General features: G+C 35.8%; 18 protein-coding genes, 1 tRNA gene and 2 pseudogenes. 12 read left to right on the top strand and 9 right to left on the bottom strand.

The window, feature by feature from the left end:
• The 3 genes from VKJ25_RS11335 to VKJ25_RS11325 form a co-directional block, all read right to left on the bottom strand.
• The gene (locus tag VKJ25_RS11335) at nucleotides 1-774 is read right to left on the bottom strand and encodes a Tic22 family protein (protein WP_324236740.1); all 774 of its coding nucleotides are present in this window, start codon (nucleotides 772-774) and stop codon (nucleotides 1-3) included.
• A gap of 455 nt (nucleotides 775-1229) precedes the next feature.
• A tRNA-Pro gene (locus VKJ25_RS11330) sits at nucleotides 1230-1303 on the bottom strand.
• A gap of 507 nt (nucleotides 1304-1810) precedes the next feature.
• Entirely contained in the window at nucleotides 1811-2362 is a 552-nt protein-coding gene (locus VKJ25_RS11325) for a GNAT family N-acetyltransferase (protein WP_324236739.1), read from the bottom strand.
• 73 nt (nucleotides 2363-2435) lie between these two features.
• Between VKJ25_RS11325 and VKJ25_RS11320 the strand changes: the two genes are divergently transcribed.
• Both VKJ25_RS11320 and VKJ25_RS11315 read left to right on the top strand, forming a co-directional pair.
• Entirely contained in the window at nucleotides 2436-3161 is a 726-nt protein-coding gene (locus VKJ25_RS11320; protein ID WP_324236738.1) for an ACT domain-containing protein, read from the top strand.
• Nucleotides 3162-3404: 243 nt separating this feature from the next.
• Nucleotides 3405-4250 carry an alpha/beta fold hydrolase gene (locus VKJ25_RS11315; RefSeq protein ID WP_324236737.1) on the top strand — a complete coding sequence of 282 codons (846 nt, stop codon included), beginning with the start codon at nucleotides 3405-3407 and terminating at the stop codon, nucleotides 4248-4250.
• Nucleotides 4251-4474: 224 nt separating this feature from the next.
• Here the strand turns inward: VKJ25_RS11315 and VKJ25_RS11310 are convergent, their stop codons facing one another.
• The 3 genes and pseudogenes from VKJ25_RS11310 to VKJ25_RS11300 form a co-directional block, all read right to left on the bottom strand.
• Complete coding sequence (locus VKJ25_RS11310) at nucleotides 4475-4969, bottom strand: GNAT family N-acetyltransferase (protein WP_324236736.1); 495 nt, start codon at nucleotides 4967-4969, stop codon at nucleotides 4475-4477.
• A 902-nt stretch (nucleotides 4970-5871) separates the two neighbouring features.
• A pseudogene (locus VKJ25_RS11305) lies at nucleotides 5872-6366 on the bottom strand (Kae1-like domain-containing protein); the annotation flags it as partial.
• A 916-nt stretch (nucleotides 6367-7282) separates the two neighbouring features.
• Nucleotides 7283-7870: pseudogene (locus VKJ25_RS11300) on the bottom strand (tRNA (adenosine(37)-N6)-threonylcarbamoyltransferase complex transferase subunit TsaD); the annotation flags it as partial.
• Nucleotides 7871-8217: 347 nt separating this feature from the next.
• Between VKJ25_RS11300 and VKJ25_RS11295 the strand changes: the two are divergent.
• The 4 genes from VKJ25_RS11295 to VKJ25_RS11280 all read left to right on the top strand — a co-directional run bounded on the left by VKJ25_RS11295 (nucleotide 8218) and on the right by VKJ25_RS11280 (nucleotide 11862).
• Entirely contained in the window at nucleotides 8218-8709 is a 492-nt protein-coding gene (locus tag VKJ25_RS11295) for a Photosystem I reaction center subunit III (protein ID WP_324236735.1), read from the top strand.
• A gap of 323 nt (nucleotides 8710-9032) precedes the next feature.
• Nucleotides 9033-9158, top strand: coding sequence for a photosystem I reaction center subunit IX (gene psaJ / locus VKJ25_RS11290; protein WP_324236734.1), 126 nt, complete (start codon nucleotides 9033-9035; stop codon nucleotides 9156-9158).
• Nucleotides 9159-9456: 298 nt separating this feature from the next.
• Nucleotides 9457-10272, top strand: coding sequence for a carbon-nitrogen hydrolase family protein (locus VKJ25_RS11285; RefSeq protein ID WP_324236733.1), 816 nt, complete (start codon nucleotides 9457-9459; stop codon nucleotides 10270-10272).
• 177 nt (nucleotides 10273-10449) lie between these two features.
• A complete protein-coding gene (locus VKJ25_RS11280; protein WP_375340325.1) occupies nucleotides 10450-11862 on the top strand; it encodes a cation:proton antiporter in 1413 nt (470 codons plus the stop codon).
• Nucleotides 11863-12266: 404 nt separating this feature from the next.
• Here the strand turns inward: VKJ25_RS11280 and VKJ25_RS11275 are convergent, their stop codons facing one another.
• From VKJ25_RS11275 to VKJ25_RS11265, 3 genes are all read right to left on the bottom strand, one after another.
• On the bottom strand, nucleotides 12267-13148 hold the full coding sequence (locus tag VKJ25_RS11275; protein ID WP_324236732.1) for a succinate--CoA ligase subunit alpha: 882 nt from the start codon (nucleotides 13146-13148) through the stop codon (nucleotides 12267-12269).
• 526 nt (nucleotides 13149-13674) lie between these two features.
• Nucleotides 13675-14928: a succinate--CoA ligase subunit beta gene (locus tag VKJ25_RS11270; protein WP_324236731.1), complete on the bottom strand. Its 1254-nt coding sequence runs from the start codon at nucleotides 14926-14928 to the stop codon at nucleotides 13675-13677.
• A 917-nt stretch (nucleotides 14929-15845) separates the two neighbouring features.
• A complete protein-coding gene (locus VKJ25_RS11265) occupies nucleotides 15846-17366 on the bottom strand; it encodes a glycosyltransferase family 2 protein (protein WP_324236730.1) in 1521 nt (506 codons plus the stop codon).
• Nucleotides 17367-18134: 768 nt separating this feature from the next.
• On the opposite strand from VKJ25_RS11265, the gene ebsA reads away from it, so the two are divergent.
• From ebsA to VKJ25_RS11235, 6 genes are all read left to right on the top strand, one after another.
• Nucleotides 18135-18524 carry a type IV pilus biogenesis protein EbsA gene (gene ebsA, locus VKJ25_RS11260; protein ID WP_324236729.1) on the top strand — a complete coding sequence of 130 codons (390 nt, stop codon included), beginning with the start codon at nucleotides 18135-18137 and terminating at the stop codon, nucleotides 18522-18524.
• A 357-nt stretch (nucleotides 18525-18881) separates the two neighbouring features.
• Nucleotides 18882-19949 (top strand): phosphotransacetylase family protein, encoded by a 1068-nt coding sequence (locus VKJ25_RS11255; protein WP_324236728.1) that lies wholly within the window; start codon nucleotides 18882-18884, stop codon nucleotides 19947-19949.
• A 427-nt stretch (nucleotides 19950-20376) separates the two neighbouring features.
• A complete protein-coding gene (locus VKJ25_RS11250; protein WP_324236727.1) occupies nucleotides 20377-20880 on the top strand; it encodes a DNA recombination-mediator protein A in 504 nt (167 codons plus the stop codon).
• 156 nt (nucleotides 20881-21036) lie between these two features.
• Entirely contained in the window at nucleotides 21037-21453 is a 417-nt protein-coding gene (locus tag VKJ25_RS11245; protein ID WP_324236726.1) for an MAPEG family protein, read from the top strand.
• 408 nt (nucleotides 21454-21861) lie between these two features.
• Nucleotides 21862-23385, top strand: coding sequence for an RNA-guided endonuclease InsQ/TnpB family protein (locus VKJ25_RS11240; RefSeq protein ID WP_324236725.1), 1524 nt, complete (start codon nucleotides 21862-21864; stop codon nucleotides 23383-23385).
• Nucleotides 23386-23606: 221 nt separating this feature from the next.
• On the top strand, nucleotides 23607-24098 hold the full coding sequence (locus VKJ25_RS11235) for a YajQ family cyclic di-GMP-binding protein (protein WP_324236724.1): 492 nt from the start codon (nucleotides 23607-23609) through the stop codon (nucleotides 24096-24098).
• Nucleotides 24099-24307: the final 209 nt, after the last annotated feature.

The following is a 24307-nucleotide window of genomic DNA, read 5'->3' as shown; positions in this document are numbered from 1 at the left end:
TTATCGATTACCAGAACCACCAGATTGTCTTAACTTTTGTACAAACTCTAAAGACTCCCGTGGAGGAATAAAAATAATTTTTTCCAAAAAAGGATCGTTATCATTCTTCAAAGCTTGAATCACACCCTCAAGATTCACAACTTCAATTTTGACAGAAGAAAAAATATCAGGTTGTTTACTTTTAGCACGATCCAACATTCCTTGCAAATCTTCCTTATTAAAAAACATAGGAATAACTTGCTGTTCCCCCCGCTGAATCGTCAAATATCCATCATCAGCTCCCCCTTTGGCCATAAATAAAGGTACTCCATTAAACTGGTTAGCATCTTTACCATTCTGCTTAAGTACAGCCTTAGCAGATTCAACCTGTTTTTTGATAGGAACATAAGCAAACTGTAGTTTATTACCATTCTGTTGTGCAGATTTGCTCATTTCATAAACTTCACCCAAAGAAACAGGAACAACCTTAACTGTAGCTGCCAGATCGGAATTTTCTCCTTTTAATTTATTTACAAAAGCATCTGCATCACTCTTGCTAATAAAAACTCCAGCCACAGAAGCCACAGAAGCATTACCTTTATCATCTTTTCCTTTAATCGAAGCTACAAGAGGAGAGCCATTTTTATCTGTAACTGTAAAAACTGGTACAGGCGTTAACTTCTGTAATACTTCTTGATCCGGTAGTGCTAATGCAGACATATTTTTCAGGGAAGGCCCAATTAAACTGCTAGCTACTATTCCTAATACTGCACTTAAGCGAGTTAATGATTTCATAAATTTTCCAATTCTCCTAATAAAATATTGTATTGCAATCAAAAATAAAGTAGGGTTTGCTTTGGGAAAGTCTTTTTATTGGGATAGGGAAGCGAGGAAGTAATTTTTTTGGCCCAGCTATCTATCTACGCGCCCAAAATCGTAACTTTTTGATTTTTCGAGAAACATGCATTAAGCAAGTCAAAACCAGGTACTTTTCCCCCACCTAAAAAATCTAAAACCTTTATATATAAAGAATTTGAGATTTAATCAGCCAGCCCCAAAAAGACAAAACCAAACTTAAGCAGAAAAACAACCAAAACACATTAGAGACATTCTATATAAAGCTCTGTAGTCCAGAAAAATCAAAACATTTATAAGTTTCCGTCACTTACTCAAGACTGTTATTACAGGAGTAGGCCAACGATTAACCTAGACAACCCTAGCAGCTAAGGTTAATTATAAGTATTAATATATCGGGATAGCAGGATTTGAACCTGCGACATCCTGCTCCCAAAGCAGGCGCGCTACCAAGCTGCGCTATATCCCGTTTAATCTATCTGAGAAGATTATAGCTTAATTTTCTACATTTATGCAAGCCTTATGAAAAAAAAAATTAGAAAAAATTGCCAAAATCAAACCAGTAAATATATCCAGCAAATTTTTACCAGTAAAAATCTTGTAAATTATCTAATAAATACTAATCAATGGCCTAGATTAAAACCTAAATCCCACTCTTTCTTAAAAATTTTAGGAACTAATCATTAGTATTAATTATTTTTTTTCAACAAATCAATAACTTTTAATCAACCTTATCAAGTCAACTATTAGTCCATTTGACAAAATCATCGACCAGAAATTAAGCAGGCCAGATATTTCTACTCATACTAAATCTAGTTTAGAGAGAAATTAACTATGAATCTAAGGCAGAAAGGTAACAGAGGAATTTCCCAAACCTCCTTTTAATAACCAGATTTGGGATTTAGAATCTAAATTCTAGATTGCTTGTGACAATATAACTGACTTATTTGGCCATGTCCAATCAATTCACAAACAGCTAATCTGGATACCAGAACATTCCTTTAATTCCCTCTGGGTCAGCAAGAAAACCTAAATTTCGGTAAAAATCAACAACATGAGGATCCGCAAATAAAGTAATGTTACTTATGTCCTCACTACGAAGTTTTTTAATCATATAATTCATCAATGCTTTCCCCAAGCCCTTACTTTGAAAGTCAGGATGGACAACCACATCCCAAAGAGTAGCATTAAAAGCATGGTCAGATGTAGCTCTAGCAAAACCAATCAGTCTTTTCTGACTACCTCGCATTTGCCACATAGAGACCACAAGAAAACTATATTGAATGGCCTTTTTGACTTTGCGCAATGGGCGACGAGACCAACCAACAGCATTACAAAGCTCTTCGAGTTCATAGATATCTATATCTCGATCAGTGCTAAAAAAGATACGCCCATTACTTCTATCGGGTAAACTAACAGCTTGAGAAGCAGCATCTTTTTCCCCAATAATTGGGGATTTATTATAATCTAAATTTTGAGACTGAGATATTGACTCAGAACCAGTAAACAAATTTTTCCAGAAACCCATGCAGGCGTGGTTAAGTTAGTAGAAATTAGATGACATTATTAGATAGTATATATCCCGTTCCCTCTCTTCGATTATGGCTCCGGGTTTAAAATCATCAACACTAGAATTGCTAAAGCGCTTCAATCGAGCGTTTCCACAGTTCTATGAACAATTTGTCAGCAGTGATATTCAACTGCAAAATCTTAAATTAGCATATCAGTTGTATAAAAGTAAACAAGCTGTAATAGAGCTAAAACCAGAAAGTGGCAAAAGTGCCCTGCACTTTACCTATCGAAATCAATCATTTTTACTTAGTGACATTTTTGGGGTATTGGCTGCTTATGGATTAACTATTCATAGTCTTAGTCTTTATGGACAGATTGAAGCACCAATGTTGGTCTTTATTAAGTTAGTAATATCTCGTGGGGGCAAAGCACTAACAGAGAAAACCTCAGAAAATGTTCGTCGGGCCATTAGAGAATCACTGGCTGGCCACTTTGAAGTGGAAGAAATGTTGGCAGTAGAATTTAATCTACATAGTGGTTTAGAAGAAGTAGCAACAGAATTTTATGTTGACCCTGTATTTCATCTACCAGCACTATTAATTGAAGCTGACAATCAACCAGGTTTATTCTATAAGGTTATGTATGCTATCTGGCAGGAAGATTTATTAGTTGTTAATGCCAATTTATTAGTTTGGCGTGGCCGCACTCGTCTGATTCTTTATCTTTTGGGGCCAAATGAAAGCTTGATTCCAGAATATTTAGGCTACAAAATCGCTGAAGGTGTCAGACAGAGATTAATGGGAGAAAGATATTAAATTAATTAATAATCAGAGCTGGGCGATTAAATATAAAAGTCTTTAGAGTTAAAGGTTATAGCCTTTTTCCATACTCCAAAAGTGCAACTTTTACAAACATAAATACCCAAGAATTGGGATTTTAGGTAGGCCAAGGATAGAAAAATCAATCAACAATTATTCCTCCTACTGTATCTGTCTTCCCACACTTCCCACTCCTCCCATACTCTCCTTTCTTCAGTAAGTTCTACTTAAAATCAAAATATGGCAACTATAGATATTCGCGCGGTTCCACACACTTATGAATTAACTAATCCCACTCAATCTCCAGATATACTGATTTTTATACATGGTTGGCTATTAAGTCGCCATTATTGGCAACCTTTGATCCAAAGATTATCAGCAGATTACCAATGTTTATCTTACGACTTACGGGGATTTGGTGATTCTCACCTTGACTCAACTCAACGAAAATTAATTTCTACCTACAGTCTCACTGCTTATGCTGAAGATTTGGCAACACTAATAGCAAGACTTAATATCTCTACTGCTTGGTTGATAGGCCATTCTCTGGGAGGCACTATTGCTTTACATGCAGCATACAAAATCTTCAACGTTATCAAAGGAGTAGTTTGTGTTAATTCTGGTGGCGGAATTTATCTTAAGGAAGAATTTCATCAATTTCGCTCTGTAGGGGCACAAATAATTAAATTTCGTCCCAGTTGGCTACCTTATCTACCTTTCCTTGGACAAATATATACCCGGACTCAGGTAGTTACTCCTCTTTCTCGTAAATGGGGACAACAATTATTATTTGATTTTGTGGCAGCTTCTTATGAAGCTGCTCTCGGTAGTTTATTGGAGTCTACTACAGAATCAGAAGTTCATAAATTACCAGAAATAGTATCAGAATTAAAACAACCAGTTTATTTTATTACTGGAGCTAAAGATAAAATTATGGAGCCTAAATATGTACGACACTTAGCTGGTTTTCACTGGATGTTTGAAGAGGATGGCAAAAATATTCTGGAAATTCCTAAATGTGGTCATTTATCTATGTTAGAAAAACCAGATATTTTGGCAGCTCATATCCGAAGTCTATTGAATTAATGAATTTATTATTAAAGAAATTTCCCCACGCTATAAAGTACATATTTTGATAGTTTTTAGCATCCTAAAAACTTGCACTTTTTCAGACTCTAGAAAATATGAATACTTTTAGATTTAATCACTAAGCCCTGATTACCATTAAATCAATTTTTCTTTCTTACTTACTCCTTCTTACTTACTCCTTCTTACTTACTCCTTCTTCCTTCTTCCTTCTTCCTTCTTCCTTATTCCTCAACATGAATTCCTACAATTACTAAATCTGCTGTATTACCATCTAAATCACCCACTTTAGGTAAATAACCCCAACGTTCAAAACCAAACTTCTTAAACAAATTTAAGCTAGGAATATTATGAGCAAAAATAAAACCAAGCAAAGTCTTAATTCCTAATTTAGGGCTGAGATTAATTGCTTCGGAAAGTAATTTTTTTCCTATTCCTTGACCTTGATATTTAGGAGCAATATATATACTTATTTCTGCTGTAGCTTTGTAGACTGGTCTGCCAGAAAAAGACTGAATACTTAGCCATCCGATAACTTTATTATCTAGTTCTACAACTAAAATAGGGCGACTATCTGATGAGTGTTCTTGATACCAAGAAATACGACTCTCGACAGATATAAATTCTAAGTCAGCAGCAGCAATACGACTAGGAATTGAGGCATTATAAATATCTACAATGGCATTTAAGTCTCTTAGTTCAGCATTTCTAATTTTCATTACTGATGTAGCAGTTCTAGTTTAAAAAAGTATGGTTAAATAAATAATTAATTATTAATTATTAATTATTAATGATTTTCTGGTAAATAAAGAAGATTCCCTAAAAGGAATTTTTTCTTTCCCTATGCAAAGCTTTGCGCCAACAAAACGACTACTTCTTTCTATGAATGGCAAGGCTTTATACCTTGATTTTTCAATAAGGAATCAGGAATAATATTTGATACATCCTAAAACTATTTAGATATTATCAGGACTTACCCAAAAGTAACATCTATCTATAGAGTCAAAAAAACTATTGCCCATGGCGTTTTAAGCACTATTTCTAAGGTTGCTGCTTCAATAATAGATAATAGATAATAGATAATTGATAATTGATAATTACCTCTCCCTAAAAGGAAGAGCATTCAATAAAAGGAAAAAATTTATTTCTCAAGGGGAGATTAGATATGGTTAGGGAACCCATCCATTTCACCCTTCGGGAAGCTCCGCTGACGACCGCTTTTTCCCCTTGAAAGGCTAGGCTTCAAAGTACCAATTATTTAATTATTTAATTATTTAATTATTTAATTATTTTTATTTAATTACTAATCCTTCAGTAACTCCTAATTAGAACTTGCTGATTAAAGATGAAAACCTTGATGTATAAACCTTTTAGCATTTTTAGGTAGGTCAAAAGTATCGCCTTTTAAATCTTGAAAGCTAAAAAATCTAGGATTTACGGTTCCCGAAAAATCAGCTAATTATTACAGAAAATCAAGGGATAATTCTTCTCACTACCTCTTCATGCAATTCCTATTCCTTCTGGATTCAACGATTCACCGATTCTGGCTCCTTCCCCCTACCAAAAGACTTTTTCAGCAAACCCTAACTATAATTGTTCCCTATTCCCTATTCCCTATTCCCTAGCCTGTAGGGCTATATAATTTCATCACATCTTGAATAGCCATTCGAGAACTAGCTCCTAAATTCAAAGATGAAATATGGCCTCGACTCAGATGGTCTGCCGCAGCACAACCAATCATAGCTGCATTATCTGTACAAAATTTCATTGGTGGAAATAATACCTGTAAATTATGACTTTCTGCTGCTTTGCTCAAGTGCCATCGCAAACCACTATTTGCTGCTACACCTCCACCAATAACAATTGTATTTAATCCATAGTCCAGGGCACAAGCGATCGCTCGTTTTGTTAGTCCTTTCGCTACAGTCTCTTGAAAGCTAGCTGCAATATCCTTTGTTAATGAAGAATCAGGTAATAACTCATTACCCTCTGATTCTAATTTCTGAACTAATCGCAATACAGCAGTTTTTAGTCCACTAAAACTAAAATCATAAGGATGATAACCTCCTCCTGGCAAAGAAATTTTCCCTTCTGGAAGGTTAAAGGCTAATTTGTTATAGTCGATGGGAGGTATTACCCTCCGCACCTCTACTTCAGAACCGGACGTGCGACTTTCACCGCATCACGGCTCCTAGCAATCTGTGGTAACATCTCAGTTAGAGACAAAATCCATTGATTAGGGCTGAACCGGGTTAAGGTTTAGCTTATCCTAATCTTCCACCGTCTCGAGATCGGGAGTGCCTTTAGCCTACCGCCTTGGAGTTACTTACCTCTGTGTCGTTTTGCACTCGACTTTCGCCTGGTGAATTTCGGGCTAGAGGTTTTACCCTGTACGTATAGGTTGGGTGCTTCACTCTGGTCAAACCAGGTGTCTAAGCTTCATCACCCTTCCTTTGAGGTTTCTCGATTGCCGGGGGTAATTTCGTTCCCCCATCCTACCCGTCAAGCAAGAGTTCCGAGCTTTCCTCCTACTAGCCACAAAACCTACATGACCAGACTTACTTGCCGTTTTTCCTCGTTCCGAATTACAGATTGTTATGACGGTTTAGGGCTGTCCAATTCGCCTACACGTTCCCCAGGGATGCGTCTAATGGCAATATTTGACGCGGGAATTTCCCGTGTGCGGTCAGGAGGTTTGAGTGACTCCTATCCGGTAGATAAGACGCTTTTTCAGGACATTCCGTAATGTACCCATGCCGTCTCCCCATTACCCCCAGTGCGCCTATCACTCTTAGCTCTGGTTGGGGCCTGATGCCAGCTTCACTCTGCTAGCGGAAAAGGTCTAGCTCGGTGTGGCCAGGTCGGGAGTCCGCTTTCCCTCAGCGGGTGGGACTTTCACCCACATCCGTAACTCAGTTATCACTACAAGGCTCTTCTTTGGTGGCCTTATATAGCGAATAGCTCTACAGGCTCTTCCTCCGTGGCCTCGTTGGACCCTACTCATACCCCTCTAGTTTCTAAAGGCTCTTAGTAGGAACGAGTCGCACATTGCCTTCTACTGCTAATTTATCAATTATTGGTCCACCTGGATACCCAAGCTTTAATAATCTCGCTACTTTATCAAAAGCTTCTCCTGCTGCATCATCTCTGGTTTTTCCTAAAGTTTCATACTCTCCACAGTCTTTAACATATATCAAACTGGTATGACCTCCAGAAACTAACAAACAGAGGAAAGGTGGTTTTAATTCTGGTCTAGTCAGATAGGCTGCATAAATATGACCTTCTAAATGATGGACTCCCACAAATGGCTGGTTATGAACAATAGCTAGAGTTTTTGCTGCTGTTAGGCCCACTAATAAAGCGCCCACTAAACCAGGGGCACAAGTAGCCCCAATACCATCAATATCTGGCCAATCTAAATCTGCTTCTCTGAAAGCTTGAGCGATCGCCTGATTTATTATTTCTAAATGTTGTCTTGAGGCTACTTCAGGAACTACACCTCCATAAAAGCTATGAATATTAATTTGTGACTTTACAATATTACTTAAAACTTGATAATTTTTAACAATTGCCACAGATGTTTCATCACAACTTGTTTCTATAGCTAAAACCCTTGTCATTGCTACATAAATTGATATTAATATAATCAAAATATTAGCACTAAATAAATTTAGTGTTGAGGTAAATAAAGTATTGTAAAATCAGACGAATAAGAAATACCTCTGGTGAAACACATCGTGGTAAAAATATTCTGTGGAGAAGATACAGATAGGCTCAAAAAACATTGGCCTAGTTAGTCATCTTTGGCAGCAGAAAATCCCAATCATTAAGTCAAGAATACCAGTTCCAAACTGTTGCTTTTGGAGTTGGGAAAATCTTAATCAAAAAATCCTTTCTTTTGGAGCTATTATTTGGCAACAGAAGTATAGGTAATTGTCAACACTTTGTAATAAAAGGAAACAATTCCATGAGACGATTGTTGGCTTTAGTTTTAGCCATTAGTCTTTGGGTAACTTTTGTACCTACAGCATCAGCATATAATTTAGTACCTTGTTCAGAATCACCTGCTTTTCAGGCATTAGCTGAAAATGCTCGTCCGACTACAGCAGATCCAGAATCTGGCACAAAACGATTTGAACGCTATTCCCAACAACTTTGTGGAAAAGACGACGGACTACCTCATTTAATCGTAGATGGAAGTTGGAGTCACGCTGGGGACTTTACTATTCCTGGCATTTTATTCTTGTATATTGCAGGTTGGATTGGTTGGGTAGGTCGTTCCTATCTTCAAGCAATTAAATCTGATAAAAATTCAGAAGAAAAAGAGATTATTATTGATGTACCTTTAGCAATCCAAAAAATGCTAGGTGGCTTTTTATGGCCTCTGTTAGCATTCAAGGAATATGCTTCAGGCGAAATGTTTGCTAAAGATAACGAAATTACTGTTTCACCTCGCTAGAAAAGTGACGAACGGAACACCATAAATTAGGTAATTTTAGTCAGTATAGAAATACTAACTTAATAATTACCAATCTATTTAAAACAATGTTTTTCAAAGAGCAGTCAGCGGTCAGCAACTAGCAATCAGCATGAGCATTTTTTTTGAAAGTGCGAGTAGGGTATTTAAGTCTATCTTAGACATATAGTTTTTATGGACTTTAACCCAGTCAAAGCTGATAGTTGTTTGCAGAGCCTTTCGGTATGGAAATGCTAAAAGCTGATAGCAAATTAACATTGTCTGAACAACACCTGGTTTAAAAATCAGTTTCAGGAGAAATATTCATGCAAGACTTACTTAAGTATCTATCTACAGCTCCAGTTTTGGCTGCAGCTTGGATGACTATCACAGCTGGAATTTTAATTGAGTTTAATCGCTTTTTCCCAGACCTGCTTTTCCACCCTATGTAAAAGCAAAAAAATCAGAATTTTGAATTAATCAAAATTTCTCTGAATTATCTGAAATATTCAGATTAAATTTAATAGTATGAGAAAAGATTAAGATCAAATTCAACCTCAAATTGCCAAGTTAAAAATGTGGTGAATACAGAAATCAACATTCTTAACTAAATTAAAGTTGAAAACTTGATTTCTGACACCATCCTAGCTAAATAGATAATGGATAATTGATAATGAAAAGTATCTCTAAATTATTAATTATCCATTATTAATTATTAATTATTTTTAAGACCACTGAAAAACTAACTTAATGAAATCCTATCTCGCTGCTGCCATATCAATGACAAGTGTGCCTGACTTGTCAAAAAATTTATCACAGGCAGAAGAATTAATAGACTTAGCTATTCGTCAAGGTGCAGAATTAGTTACCTTACCAGAAAATTTTCCTTTTTTAGGTGAAGAAGAAGAAAAAATATCTCAAGCAGAAGCGATCGCTACAGCAACTGAAAAATTTCTCAAAACAATTGCTCAAAAATACCAAATTACCATTTTAGGAGGTGGGTATCCAGTACCAACAACAGATGGTAAAGTCTACAATGTTGCATCTTTAATTGAGCCTAATGGAACAGAAGTAGCCAGGTATGCCAAAGCACATTTATTTGACGTTAATATACCTGATGGTAATACTTACCGAGAATCCAACACAGTCAAAGCAGGTGTTAAACTACCATCCGTTTATTCATCTCAAGATTATGGTAATTTTGGTATATCAGTATGCTATGATATAAGATTTCCAGAACTATATCGACATCTCTCCAAAGCAGGAGCTGAAGTTTTATTTGTACCAGCAGCTTTCACCGCATTTACAGGAAAAGACCACTGGCAAGTATTACTGCAAGCACGGGCCATAGAAAATACCTGTTATATTATCGCTCCAGCCCAAACAGGTAATCATTACGGTCGAAGACAAAGTCATGGCCATGCAATGATAATTGACCCCTGGGGTTTGATTTTGGCAGATACTGGCGATAAACCAGGAGTAGCGATCGCAGAAATTAACCCTACTCGTCTACAACAAGTTCGTAGGCAAATGCCGTCCCTCCAACATAGGGTTTTTGCTTCATAAAGGAAGAAGCCAGAAGCCAAAAGCCAGAAGCAGGAATAAATTCTAAATTCTAAATTCTAAATTCTAAATTCTAAATTCTAAATTCTAAATTCTAAATTCTAAATTAATAGACCACCACTACCCAAAGTCCTGTTACATTAAATCAAGATGATTTAGAAAGATTTAATGTTTAGTTTAATGGCAGGGTCTAATTTTGTGAGTGAAATTTTCTTATTTCCTTTATCAGGGAAAATTGCACCGATACTGGCTATGGCCACAGAAATCAAAGCTGAACCAGCAATGGTGTTGGCAGGAGTGCTTCTGAGTTTAGTGGCCATTTATATAGCTAGTAAAGCAGGGGGCGAATTTTTTAACTGGCTAGGTTTCCCACCAGTGTTAGGAGAATTGGTAGGAGGTGTAGTTATCGGTATTTCCGCCCTCAATTTAGTGATTTTTCCAGAAAATGGGGTTGATAGTTCTGCATCAATAATTGTGAAAATGTTAGAACTAACAGCAGGTTTAGCTCCTGATGCTGCTGAGGTTACATTTCAAGCTCAAAGTGAGGTACTAGAAGTTCTAGCAGAAATAGGCGTAATCATTTTGTTGTTTGAAATTGGTCTAGAATCTAATATCAAAGACTTAATGCAAGTTGGTGTTCAGTCTCTAGTTGTAGCAACTGTTGGGGTAACATTACCATTTGTTGCAGGTACAGCAGGAATGATGGGGATATTTCATGTCTCAGCAGTACCAGCAATTTTTGCCGGAGCAGCACTGACAGCGACGAGTATTGGTATCACTTCCAGAGTATTAACAGAAATTAACCGTCTCAACACAAAAGAAGGTCAAATTATTCTCGGTGCCGCAGTTATAGATGATGTTATGGGTATTATTATCCTAGCAGTAGTAGCAAGTTTAGCGAAAACTGGTGAAGTTGATATTATCAATGCTGTCTATTTAATTGTTAGTGCGAGTGTATTTTTGGTAGGTGCAGTATTGCTAGGTCGTTTCTTCAACGATACTTTTATTTTCTTTGCTGAAAAATTTAAAACCAGAGGTAGAGCAGTGATTCCAGCTTTGACAATAGCATTGTTTATGTCTTATGTTGGTGCTGCTATCCATTTGGAGGCAATATTGGGAGCTTTTGCTGCAGGATTAGTTTTAGATAACTTGCACGAAACAGAGGTGGGACGAGAATTAGAAAAACTAATTCTGCCTATTTCTGATGTGCTAGTTCCGATTTTCTTTGTTACTGTGGGAGCAAAAACTAATTTGGGTGTTCTTAACCCTGCTGTTCCTGCTAACCGAGAAGGTTTGGTAATTGCAATTTTCTTAATAGTAGTTGCTATTGTCGGTAAAGTTGCTTGTGGTTTTAGTGTGTTTGGTTTAGGTAATGTTAATCGTTTAGCTATTGGTGTTGGTATGGTACCACGGGGTGAAGTTGGTTTAGTCTTTGCTGCTGTTGGTTCCGCTAGTGGTGCTTTATCTCCTGCTTTGGATGTAGCAATTATTTTGATGGTGATTATTACCACATTCTTAGCGCCTCCCCTATTACGAGTAGTATTTGGAGAAGGAGAACCAGAAGCAGAGGAAGTACCAGAAACTTCAGGTTAGTTTTGAGGGGTTCCTGAATTTTGTTATGATGTATGAGTAATATAGGTTAAGTTGTAAGATTTATAAATGCGGGGTTTGGTCTCCTTTCCCGAAGTGCAAAGGGATTTGGAAACCAAACCCCTACAGTTTTTTCCTTATAGCCATATCTAAAATTCACCTTATATCAAATCCGGTAGTATCGGTAAAATTAAAAATTGTAGGGGTTTGGTATCCAATTTTTCGGGAACCGTACCCTATACAAACTAGGACTTTTCCTTCTTTTCTGATGGTATAATTTTCTTCTCCAAAGCCAGCGGATTTGATATTACCCAAGGGGAAAGAGGTTTGGTAACCAAACCCCTACAGTTGAAAAATTAAATAATTCCAAATATTTCTGGAATCAATCAATATTATTAAAATAGAAATTAAGAACATTTCTTTTCCAGTAAATTTCCAACTAAACTTGGAATATCAGAAGGACATTTTGCTACTGGTATTTTAACAGCCTCAAAAGCTGCAATTTTACTCTCAATTTCACCAGCAACCCTAGCACTAATTAAATAACTACCATGACTATGATTTTGATTTAGAGGAGCATAAGTACCAGCAATATAAGCAATAACAGGTTTATCAATCGTTTCTGAAATATAAGAAGCTGCTACTTCCTCACTTACACCACTAACTCCTCCCACTAAGACAATCAACTCTGTACGCTCATCCTCATCTAATATTTGCAACCATTGGAGAAAAGAAGAACCAACAATTGGATCGCAACCCAAACTCACACAAATAGACTGGCCAAACTTCGACTTTGTTAATTCCCAGGCAACTTCATAAGTCAGAGTGTTACTTCTACTAAGAATACCAATTTTACCTGGAGTATAAAATTGAGGCGAATGAGTACCCAATAAAAACTGGTCTGGTACAATAATACCTGCACAACTAGGCCCAACAATCAGAGTTTCTGTGGCCTCAGCTTTTCTTAATAACTTAACCATATCCAGAGGAGGGACACCCTCTGTCACAATCACAATTTGTTTAAGGCCAGAAGCGATCGCCTCTAAAGCAGCATCTAAGACCTGATAAGCAGGCATAACTATCACACTAGCATCAATCATACCCACCTTTGCCACTGCCTGTTCTACCAAACTAAAAACGGGAATGCCATCCCATTCTTTTCCCCCTTCTCCAGGACTAATAATTGCTACTACATTTGTGCCAGAAGATTTCATCATTAAGGCTATCTGGGTAGATATTTTTTCTGTCACACCCTGAACTATAACTTTACTATTTCGAGTTAAATTCATAATATTTTAGCCACTAATTATTTATTATATAGCAATCCCCTTTGAGTTGTGTAAAAAATTTCATTACTTTGAGGGAACAAGTAGAAGTTTCAGTTTTTTAATTTACTTTATTTATTTTTCACAACCTATGCACGCATTGCTATATAATTAGTAGTGCAAAATAAATTTCTTACAGTGCTTTCTGTTGTCTGTTAGTTAAACAGTTAGTTAAACAAGTTTAAGTTTGAGGGAATAGGGAATAATTAATTAAGTAGTTAGGATTTGCCGATCAAATATAGAAGCATTGACAGGTAAAGATAAAAGCATTTTTTAGCTCAGAAAAAGTACGAGATTTTCTCTCCTTAAAGCACAGTTCCGGAAAAATCAAAAAGTTAGTATGTATTTGGATTAAGATAGGGGCACCCAAGTCAGGGGATAATTTTTCTGATTCCTCCGGAACCGTATACCTCCTATATAAATCCCTGCAACTCTTTACTTCCCCTCCAGGGAGGGGTTAGGGGTGGCTTTACTCCCTACTCCCTACTCCCTACTCCCTACTCCCTGCTCCCTGCTCCCTTCTCCCTTCTTTAGATAGATAAACAGCTTTTTTAACTGCATCTTCCAATTTTTCTATAACCTCTATTGAGAAACCTGATAAACTTTCTCTAACTCTTTTAATGTTACCTCCTAATAAACGCAGTACAAAAGGAATTGTTTTTTGTTCTACAGTTTTTAACTGATTAAAATATTCAGATATTATAGTAATCAACTCATCACTTGTCTGAACTATACCTGTAATATTTATCAAAACCACATCAACATTTTTTGACCGACTAACTAAATCCAAAGCAGTAAAAATATGCGATCGCCAACCATCTTTTAACTCAAAATAATCACCCAAATTAATATTCAAAAAATTAGCTGGTTTACCATGACATTGCATTACCCAATCAAGAGTAGCCATTGTCAAACCTTCACCATTACATAAAATTCCGATATTTCCATTTAACTCCGTTAATTTCAGTCGATAATCTGGAATAAATTTTTCCTTACAAATACCATTATTATTCTTATTCAATACTTGCAAATTATTATATATTCCATTTACCTTTTTCTCTTGAAGTTCATAATTATTACTAACATTTTTGCTAACTAAACTCACCAACTCTGGATGACGACCTAAAGCATAATTATTAACACTAACTCTACCATCTAAAGCCATTACTTCTCCTCTTGGACTAATACCAAGAGGATTAATTTCTATCAAATCTAAATCCTTTTCTACAAACAATTGATACATTTTTTCAACTATATGACTTACTGATGTTATTAGTTTTCCTTCCAGCCCAATTTTTACCATTAAACGACGTGCATAAAAAGGGGAAAATTCTTGATTCACAACCACTTTTTGTATATTTTTCATGGTTTTTTCTGTATCAACAATCCTTTGCGCTGAACCTATAAGTACAGGACGACGTACTATTGGGTCTAAAACAACAGCTAAATATAATTCTTGGTCAGGATTATATTTTACCTCTGCTAACAAAACTTCTGGATATTCATCTTTAATTGGCAAATTAAAAATTGTCTGAGCTGCTGCCACCGCATCTATTGTATTTTCAACAAATTTAATTCCGCCTAAACTAATTCTTTCCCCATGATGAACTTGAGATTTTAGTACAATTGGATAGGGTATTTTTAACCTTTTTAAATCTTGAGGATAATCTATTTTTTGAGATGGTAAAACAGGTATTCCTATTTCGCCAAACAATGCCTTCGCCTGATATTCTAATAAATTCATATTAACTTAACTTTTAATTTGCTCTGGTGTAAGCATTTCCTACTGAATGTTTACAATAATAGTTTGGGAAACTTTATTTGAGCATCCCCAAGATTTTCATAAATTTGGTAAGATTAAACCTACTTAATAAGTGTAAACTTAATTAATGCTCTTAAAAGACTAGAATAATTTTTTTAGCAATAAATTGCTGCTTTAATCATCTAGTTTTTTCATTTTTTCCCTTTATCTTTTGTGATAAAAATTTTATGTTTATCAAGTTTTTTGGGTGCATCTGATATATTTGCAAAAATACTTTTTTCCTCCATACCTATTTTTTCCATACCTGTTCCCTGTTCACTGTTAAGTGTTCCCTAAAAGCGGTAAGTTTTTGGCTTTATTCATGGATTAAAATGCACCCCTATTTTTCCTATAGATATAAAAATTTACAGTCTATTAGATATAAGTTTTGTACAGTGATTAGACGAAAAAATTAAGAAACAATTCTTCCAACTACCTCTTTTATAACTCCCATTCCTCCTAAGCTTAACTCCTGGGAAGGGTTAGGGGTGGGTTTACTCCCTAATCCCTACCTTAACCAAAAGACTTTTTCAATAAACCCTAACTATAGCAAATCTAAATCTTAAAAACTGTTACAGTGATCACTTTAACGAAGTAGGTAAGGAAAAAATTTACAAGTACATCCCCAGGGAGCCGTAACACCGTGGAAGGAAGCAATCTCAAGGGTTTTAAATGCTTTAAAATTTTGTTACATAGTGACGTTTATTCACGCCGACCTACTTATCAAAATTTTATTCACAAATCAAATAGTAATTTAGGTGAATATTTATTACAAAGAGAGTATCAATTATCATAAATATTTCCAGTCTCTAACTTCAGAGATTGTTACTGATAACTGATAACTGAAATAGCTTCTTCTTTTAACTTTCCTCATCACCCGTATGAACTGTTTTTACCCATTTCAACCGCTTAGGTAATAGAGACATTCGAGCAATAGTAATACTCATAACCACAAACCAATGCAACATATAAAAAGTTCCCCGCACACTTTCCCAAAAAGTCAAAAATAAAGACGATGAATGTTCTTTCTGAGAAGTAAATTCAATTATCTCTTTTTCTTCTACTAAACTCCTTTGTCGTTTCCGAGTTCGACGTAAACCAATAAACATTCCTAACAAAGAAACCATCACAGTAAACACAGTTAAAGGACTCGTTATTGGTAAACGACGTAAAAATATCGCCATCAAAAAGTCAGGTACAGCAGCAACAGATATTACATATTGTGTCACCCAAAATTGCCATAAATCCCAAGTTTTACCAAGTCCCATTCGGTTACGGAAAATCAATTTCCAATAATCTAAATAGCGCTGATACCCTCCTTCAGCCCATCGGGAGCGTTGATGCCACAAAGCTACAGGGTTAGTCACCCCTTCTTCCATTACTGCTGGAGAAGCCAAAAAATCTATATCCCATTGATTCAGATGTAGACGAACAGTTAAATCTAAATCATCAGTAATAGTTTCTTCATTCCACCCCCCACATTCTTCTAGAGCATTCAACCGCACAAATTGGCCATTTCCTCTCAGTTCTCCAATCCCACCAATAGCAATGCGCTGTTCCTGAAAAAAACTGTCCACAACCATTTCTGCTGATTGTCCCTTTGTCCAAAAATTTAGACCCCCATTAGCGATCGCCTTTCTCACTTGTACTGCTCCTACTTCTTCCCTGGTAAAAAGTGGTACTACTTTTCTGAGTAAATCAGGTGTCACCTGTGCATCTGCATCAAATACTCCTAAAATTTCTCCCCTAACGAAAGGTACAGCAGCATTGAGAGCGCCAGACTTACCACCCCTAGCATCTGGACCTCTTCTAATCACTTTTAGTTGTTGATATTCCTGAGCCAACTTTTCTAGCAATACAGGGGTTTTATCTGTGCTATTGTCATCTATTACCCAAAGTTCATAATTATTGGTAGGATAATCTACAGCACAAATATTTTTTACCAATTGGCTAATGACAGCTTCTTCATTTTTAGCTGCTACTATAAGAGATACATAAGGCCAGTCTGTTAAATTTTCTTCTGATAAACTTTTAGGAGCTAGTTTTGGTTTAGCAAATAGTATCCGCAAAAATTGAACTGAGAGTAAACCGGTTAAACCCAGAATTGTCCAATATCCCCAGGACAGCAAATGTAGTATTATGGTAACAGTCCAGATCAAGGACAGCACAAAAGCTGCTTTAAGTCTACGACCATCGTAGATATTCTGATTACTGAACTTTTTGGTTTCCATGACTTTTATTTTTGGCTCTATCTGGTTAGCATCTGAACTTTCCTGTTTTTCTGATACCTGATAATTTTGCTGTTCATTATCTGAGGCATAGTTTTGGTTAATTTGGGTTTCCTGATAGTAATCGTTTTTTGGCCAAGAACTGTCCGGCATAATTTAACTAATCTTAAAAGATGTAACAACTAAATAATTTTCTTATGTTTAAGAGACTAACCTAATTTCGTCTTAAAAAACTATAAATATGGTATTTTTGTGGAGGTAGGGAGTAGGGAGTAGGGAGTAGGGAGTAGTTAAGAGTAAAGATTTAGGAGGGTTATAGAGGAAGTAGTTGTTAAAATAGTTCCTTAGTTTTTCTGTCCTAATTAACCTAAAATGCTCGGATGTCTAAACCTGACCTGCCTAAAAACTTTAACTTTTACGGTTCCTGAGAAATAGGACTCTAAAAAGATCGAAACTTTTATCTATAGAATATTTTGAGATTTAATCAGCCAGCCGTATATAGGTTGCAATAATTCAAAAACTAGAAATAAACTCTAAAAATATTGCCTATTTCTTATTGCTAAAAAATGGCTTTTTAGGGCAAATATTCCTGGGATAATTGATAATTAGAGCTAGCTGATTAAATATGGATATAGAAACCCGGTTTCTTAAATATGGATATAGAAACCCGGTTTCTTAAAGAAACCGGGTTTCTGTTTGAAGGTTTGTGTAAAAAAATTGGAAAAATATTTTTTGTAAGGTTTTTTCCTTCTTTGGCAACTTCTTTATTATTCCTTACCTTCTCTATACCATACCGATGCTACCAGGCATGATATAAAATCTGAAATACAATTATTATTACAAATGCTAAATTTCCTAGTTATATAAACAGAAAAAACTAGACTTTTAGAAGATCATTGATGATTACGGAGAATATTTAAAATGTTAATTAACCAATTAAAACCAGCAGAAAAAGGAGAGATAGCTGTTTATAATCCATACTACACAGAAAAAAGACGTAAATTTTTAGGTCTTGCTATTAGCTTGTACAAACAAAAACATTTAGAAGGAGCAAGGAATATAGAAGGATCAAAAAATATAAAAGGAGTTGAAAATATTCCTTTTGTTATTACCTGGAATGTTTCGATATTACCCGCAGACATAACTCGTTGCAGAATGCAGTTTGATGATAATCCAGAACTCAGTTATGAAATTATAATGGCTACTTATGAATTTGTTGATTGTTTAATAGATGTCTTACGGAATTATAGAATCAGTGATACAATAGATTTTTCTAAGGCTTTCTACAAAAAGCTACTTCGCTATAACTAACTTAAGTCTAATCAATAGCTTTATTCATTAGCGAGTAGGGGAACAGCAACTGCTTGACCTTCAAACAGAAACCCGGTTTTTCAAAGAAACCGGGTTTCTAGGTTCATATTATATTTAATCAGCCAGGTTCATATTTAGAAACCCGATACAAATAACTTAAGCCTAATTAATAGCTTTATTAATTAGGGAGTAGAGGAACAAGCAACTGCTTGACCTTCAAACAACCAGGTTTCTTTTCTAAGTCCATATTTAATCAGCAAGCCCTAATTATTTATTATTTATTATCCATTATCCCAGGAATATTTGCCCTAAAAATGCGATAATTGCCAAAAGTTTATTAATTGCAGGAGCTAGGATGTGCCAAAATCTGCAAATTATTTGCTAATTGGATCGACTGAACCTTACAGTGGCAAATCTACAATTATTTTAGGAATAGCCCATGAGTTACAAGCAAAAGGTATAAGCATTGCCTATGGAAAACCTTTGGGGAACTGTTTAACTCCAACATCTACTTCCATAGATGCTGATGTACAGTTCATACCTGATACTCTCCAACTTTCACAAAATAGTGTTCGACCAACTTTGTTGACCTTGGACAAAAATACCATAGAAAAGCGCTTGCTAGGAGAGGAGAAAAATGATTATCAAAAATCTCTAGCACAATATCTACAGGTAGAGTCAGAAGGTTTAGTAATATTAGAAGGACCTAGTAACATAGATGACGGTAGTCTATTTGAACTATCACTGCCACAAGTTGCAGAAACCCTTAATGCAGGTGTGATTTTGGTAACTCGTCCAAGTTCACATTACATAGATTCTTTACTTTCAGCTAAACAACGTTTAGGTAGCTCCCTTCTTGGTGTAGTTATTAACGATGTCCCAGTATCAGCACAAGAAACAGTAACTACATTAGTAAAACCTTTCCTCCAATCTAGAGATATACCAGTATTCGGAATATTGCCTAGAAGCAGTTTCCTACGAGGAGTTCCAGTGGCAGAATTAGTAAAACAATTAAAAGCTCAGGTACTTTGTCGTGGCGATCGCTTAAATTTAATGGTAGAAAGCTTGACAATTGGTGCAATGAATGTTAGTGCAGCTATAAAATATTTCCGTAAGGCGACAAATATGGCAGTAGTGACAGGGGGCGATCGCACAGATATTCAGCTAGCAGCTCTAGAAACTTCGACTCATTGTCTGATTTTAACTGGACAACTGCCACCGGATGAGTTAGTATTACGGCGTGCAGACGATGCAGAAGTACCCATTTTGTCAGTGGACTATGATACCCTTTCTACAGTAGAAATCATTGAAAAAACTTTTGGTAGTGTGCGTTTACATGAACCTGCCAAAGTAGGATTTGTCAAAGAACTAATGGCACAACACTTTGATTTTGAACGCTTGCAAGAAAATTTGAAAATTGATTAAAATTTTCATGGGTGATTGGGAGGTATAGCAAAAGGGAGAAGGAAAAATCTTGATTTGGTCTGGGTTTTAGGCTTTTGATGGGTCTGCGCTCTTTGCTTTGACTGGTATATAAGGTGATGGGGAGGTTTAATAAGGGTATGTTTTTTATATTTGACGTAAAAGTCGAGCAAAAAATGTTTTAAGATGTTAAGGCCAAGAGAAATTTTGAGCCATCTTTGGTGCAACTTTCTATCAAAAAGCACATTTTTGTTGAGATTTTCTACTGAAGAAAAGTGATTACTCCTCCCTATTGCCTATTGCCTATTCTCTGTTCCCTTGAAGAAAAGTGATTACTCCTCCCTCCATACCTATTCCATAACTAAAATGTACAAAAACATATTTACTTGTTATAATCCTTTTGGCAAATTTATTATAGTAGATAAAATCATTGAGTCAATCAATTGATATACCCAAGGTAGATGATTTTTTACAGGAACTTTTAGCAATCCAACAAACAGGTTCTAAAAGAATCGCTGTGTTGGGTTCCCGTCATGTTCCTATTACTCATCAACAATTAATTGAGTTATTAAGTTATGCTTTGGTGTTAGGTTCAAATCATATTATTACATCAGGAGCAACAGGTAGTAACTTAGCAGCAGTTCGAGGTGCAATGAGGGCTGACCCTAATTTGGTTACAGTAATTTTACCTCAAAGTTTGAAAAGACAACCAAGAGAATCTCGTGAAGAGTTAGAAAAGGTTATTCATTTAGTAGAAAATCCGAAAAATGATCAATTATCTTTAGCAGAAGCGAGTTCTATTTGTAATCAAGAAATTGTTTCTCGATGTCAACAATTAATTTGTTTTGCTTTTCACGATAGTCATACTTTGTTGCAGACTTGTCAAGATGCAGAAGAACAACGTAAATTAGTAACTCTGTTCTATTTTGATTAGTTAGTTTTATAGCAGTCGAATGAATATTGGGCGCGGACATTTTTATATCCTGTTTGCGGAACATTTCCCTATTACGAAAAACCTGTTGATATTCTACTGTTCCCTGTTCCCTGTTCCCTGTTCCCTAACGTGTAGCGGTATACTAGAAAAATAAATATGTTGGAATTATCACCATCTACAATCTTTTTAGATTGTATAGCTCTAGCAGCACTGCTAGTTTACGCACCTTTTTTAGTAGTAGCCTACGGTCGTGTTAAAGTAGGCTATGATTTGGGTGCGCCTCGTGCTTTGTTTGAAAAATTGCCCAATTATGCTAAGAGAGCAAGTTGGGCACATCAAAATTCTTTTGAAACCTTTATTTTATTTGCCACAGCTTCTATAATGGCATATTTAACAGAACAAGATTCTGTTTTAGCAATAATAGCAGCATTAACTTTTGTGGTTGGGCGATTTTTTTATTCAATATTTTATATTTTTGATGTACCTATAGGGCGATCGCTCATGTTTGCTATTAGTTCTTCTTGTACGGCTATTTTGTTTATTCTCAGTTTAAGTAGTGTGAATAATTTTTAGAATAGTATAGCAGAGAACAGGTATGGAGGGAATAGGGAAAAGTTAAAACAGTGTTTCCGTGGTCTTTGATTCATCATCAGTCCATATTCTAACCGCCTTTGCGGTTGCTATATTCCCATATTTGTAAAATACAAAATTACTAGGTTTAAGGGAACAGGGAATAGATAATAGAAAGACAAAAAGATAAATATCCTTCACAAGTTTGAGAAAAGCTAGAAATTTTTTTATAGAAATTTTCAGACTTAGTGAACTGTTCATTAATATAGATATTTAACTTTAACTCCCCCGGCGGGAAGTCCCGCGCTCTCCCGTAGGGGAGCGACGCAATTGGAAAGCCGGGCCTTATTTGTGCGGTTTGTCGTTATTTTTGATATAATAACTCAAATAGATATAAAGGTCGATTCTGGGATGCTATTGAAATATAAGTACAAGCTAAAACCACATAAAAGGCAAGCGGTAATTATATCTAACTGGTTGTCCATGGCTAGGAAGCAATATAATTATCGTTTAGCTCAAAGGTTAAACTGGTTTGAAGCAACACGCACACCAGTAAATGCTTGTCCACTTAATGTTTCAGTGGTAGGGACGTTGCATGCAACGTCCGTACACCGGATTTATCAGAACATCCCTGAATTTAGGGTACAAACACGAGATGGCAGAAAAAAAGATAATAATGGTAATCCGATAACTAGGAAAGGGGATAAACATCCGAACATAATTAATGGATATGTTACTTGGGAGACTGTGCAACTAGCAGATTTAGCACAGACTAAAAAACTTTTTCCTGAGTATAAGTCTATGCACTCTCAGGTGTTGCAAGATGTTATTCAGCGCGTACAAACAACAATGGATAATTTTACCAAACCTGATAAAAATGGTAAAACCACTGGTAGACCTAAATTTAAGGGAAAGCATTATTATAATTCTTTCAGTTATCCTCAGTTATCAAATGCCAATATAGTCAAAAATGCCAATGGTCGGTATTGTGTCAATTTACCAAAAATTGGCTTAGTCCCTTTTGTCTTCAATCGGCAAATATCGAAGGGGTTCAAGGTTAAGACAGGTACAGTGATTCGCGAAGCAGACGGATGGTATATTAGCTTAACGATAGAAGATAAAACCGTACCTGTAGAGGTTGCAGAAATTCAACCCACTTTAAAAAACTCAAAAGGTATTGATTTAGGATTGTTGCACTATACTTTTACCAGTGATGGAGAATTTATTGAAGTTCCTAAGTTTTTTAGGCTTTCTGAAAATAGATTATCTAAACTTCAGGTGAGATTAGCTAAGAAACAAAAGCATTCTAAGCCTTGGAAAATTCTCAAGGGGAAAATCGCTAGACTGCATCAGTTGATAGCTAGACAACGACTAGATTGGCAATTTAAACTGGCTTACCATTTGTTCAGTGATGTGAGCGTGATATTTTTAGAAGACCTACAAATAGCAAATCTAGTCCGACGTTGCAAAGCTAAATTAGGTGATAATGGTCAGTTTTTGCCCAATGGTCAATCAGCTAAGTCAGGACTAAATAAGTCTTTGCAAGATGCTGCTTTTGGTCAGTTTGTTCAGGTTTTGGAGTATGTAGCCTGGAAACTTGGCAAAAGAATTATCAAAGTAGACCCCAAAGGTACATCTCAACATTGTTGGGAATGTCTGAATAAAGTCTCTAAAAGTTTATCACAGCGCTGGCATTCATGTCCGGAATGTGGACAAGAATTAGATAGAGATTATAACTCAGCACTACTAATACAAAAAATAGGATTGTTGTCAACACAGGAGGAGGACATCACTTCTGTTAAAACTGCGGTCAGTTTTTCTCTGACTGAAGAATCCCGCGCTCTCCCTACGGGAGAGCGTCGGGAGTATGTCAAATTAAAAGTAGCTAGAATAATATCTGAGAAAATTGACATATCAAGCTTTTCGACTTTTTAAGTCTGGAAAAAGTGTCAGCTTTTCCATCAACAAAAAGGTTGAAAAAGTTAGCATCAGAAGGCTCACACAAGAGTAGAAAAATTAAGAGGCAATTATTACAATTAACTCCTCTATAATTCTTATTTATCCTGAACTTCAACTACTCCCTAATCCCTAACTTTACCATCAGACTTTTCAGCGCCAACCCTAAGTAAAACTAGAATAATATCTGAAAAAAAATTATGGCATCTACATCATCATTTGATATAGTCAGCGACTTTGATAGACAAGAATTAATTAATGCAATAGATCAAGCAGAAAGAGAAATTAAAGCTCGCTATGACTTAAAAGATTCTAACACAACATTAGAATTAGGGGCAGATACAATTACCATAAATACAAGTAGTCAATTTAGTTTAGATGCAGTTCATACCGTTTTACAAACTAAAGCAGCTAAAAGAAATTTATCATTAAAAATATTTGATTTTGGTAAAGTCGAATCTGCTAGTGGTGGTAGAGTTAGACAAGAAGTTAAATTACAAAAAGGTATTAGTCAAGAAAATGCCAAAAAAATTACTAAATTGATTAAAGAAGAATTTAAAAAAATTCAAGCATCTATTCAAGGTGATGCAGTGAGAGTTACTGCTAAATCTAAAGATGAATTACAACAAGTAATCCAAAGGTTAAAAGCAGAAGATTTTCCCATGCCATTGCAATTTACTAATTATCGTTGAGCGGAAATGCAGAAGGCAGGAGGCAGAAGGCAGAAAGGTTAGGAAAAATTTGGAAAGAATATATATTTATTTCTAGTTAAACTAATTTGTCTATTCTTCTCTCCAATTAACTTTTCCTGAAATTTACAGCAGTTTTCCTGAACTATAGACCATAGTAGGGACGTTGTATAACAAAAATGCGTTTCATTTCTTAGCTGAAAAAGTCTCTA

The organism is Okeania sp., from assembly GCF_035285525.1.
Classification (GTDB): domain Bacteria; phylum Cyanobacteriota; class Cyanobacteriia; order Cyanobacteriales; family Microcoleaceae; genus Trichodesmium.
Note: the sequence above shows the minus strand (reverse complement) of the source record. Positions and strands in the feature narration are given on the sequence as shown.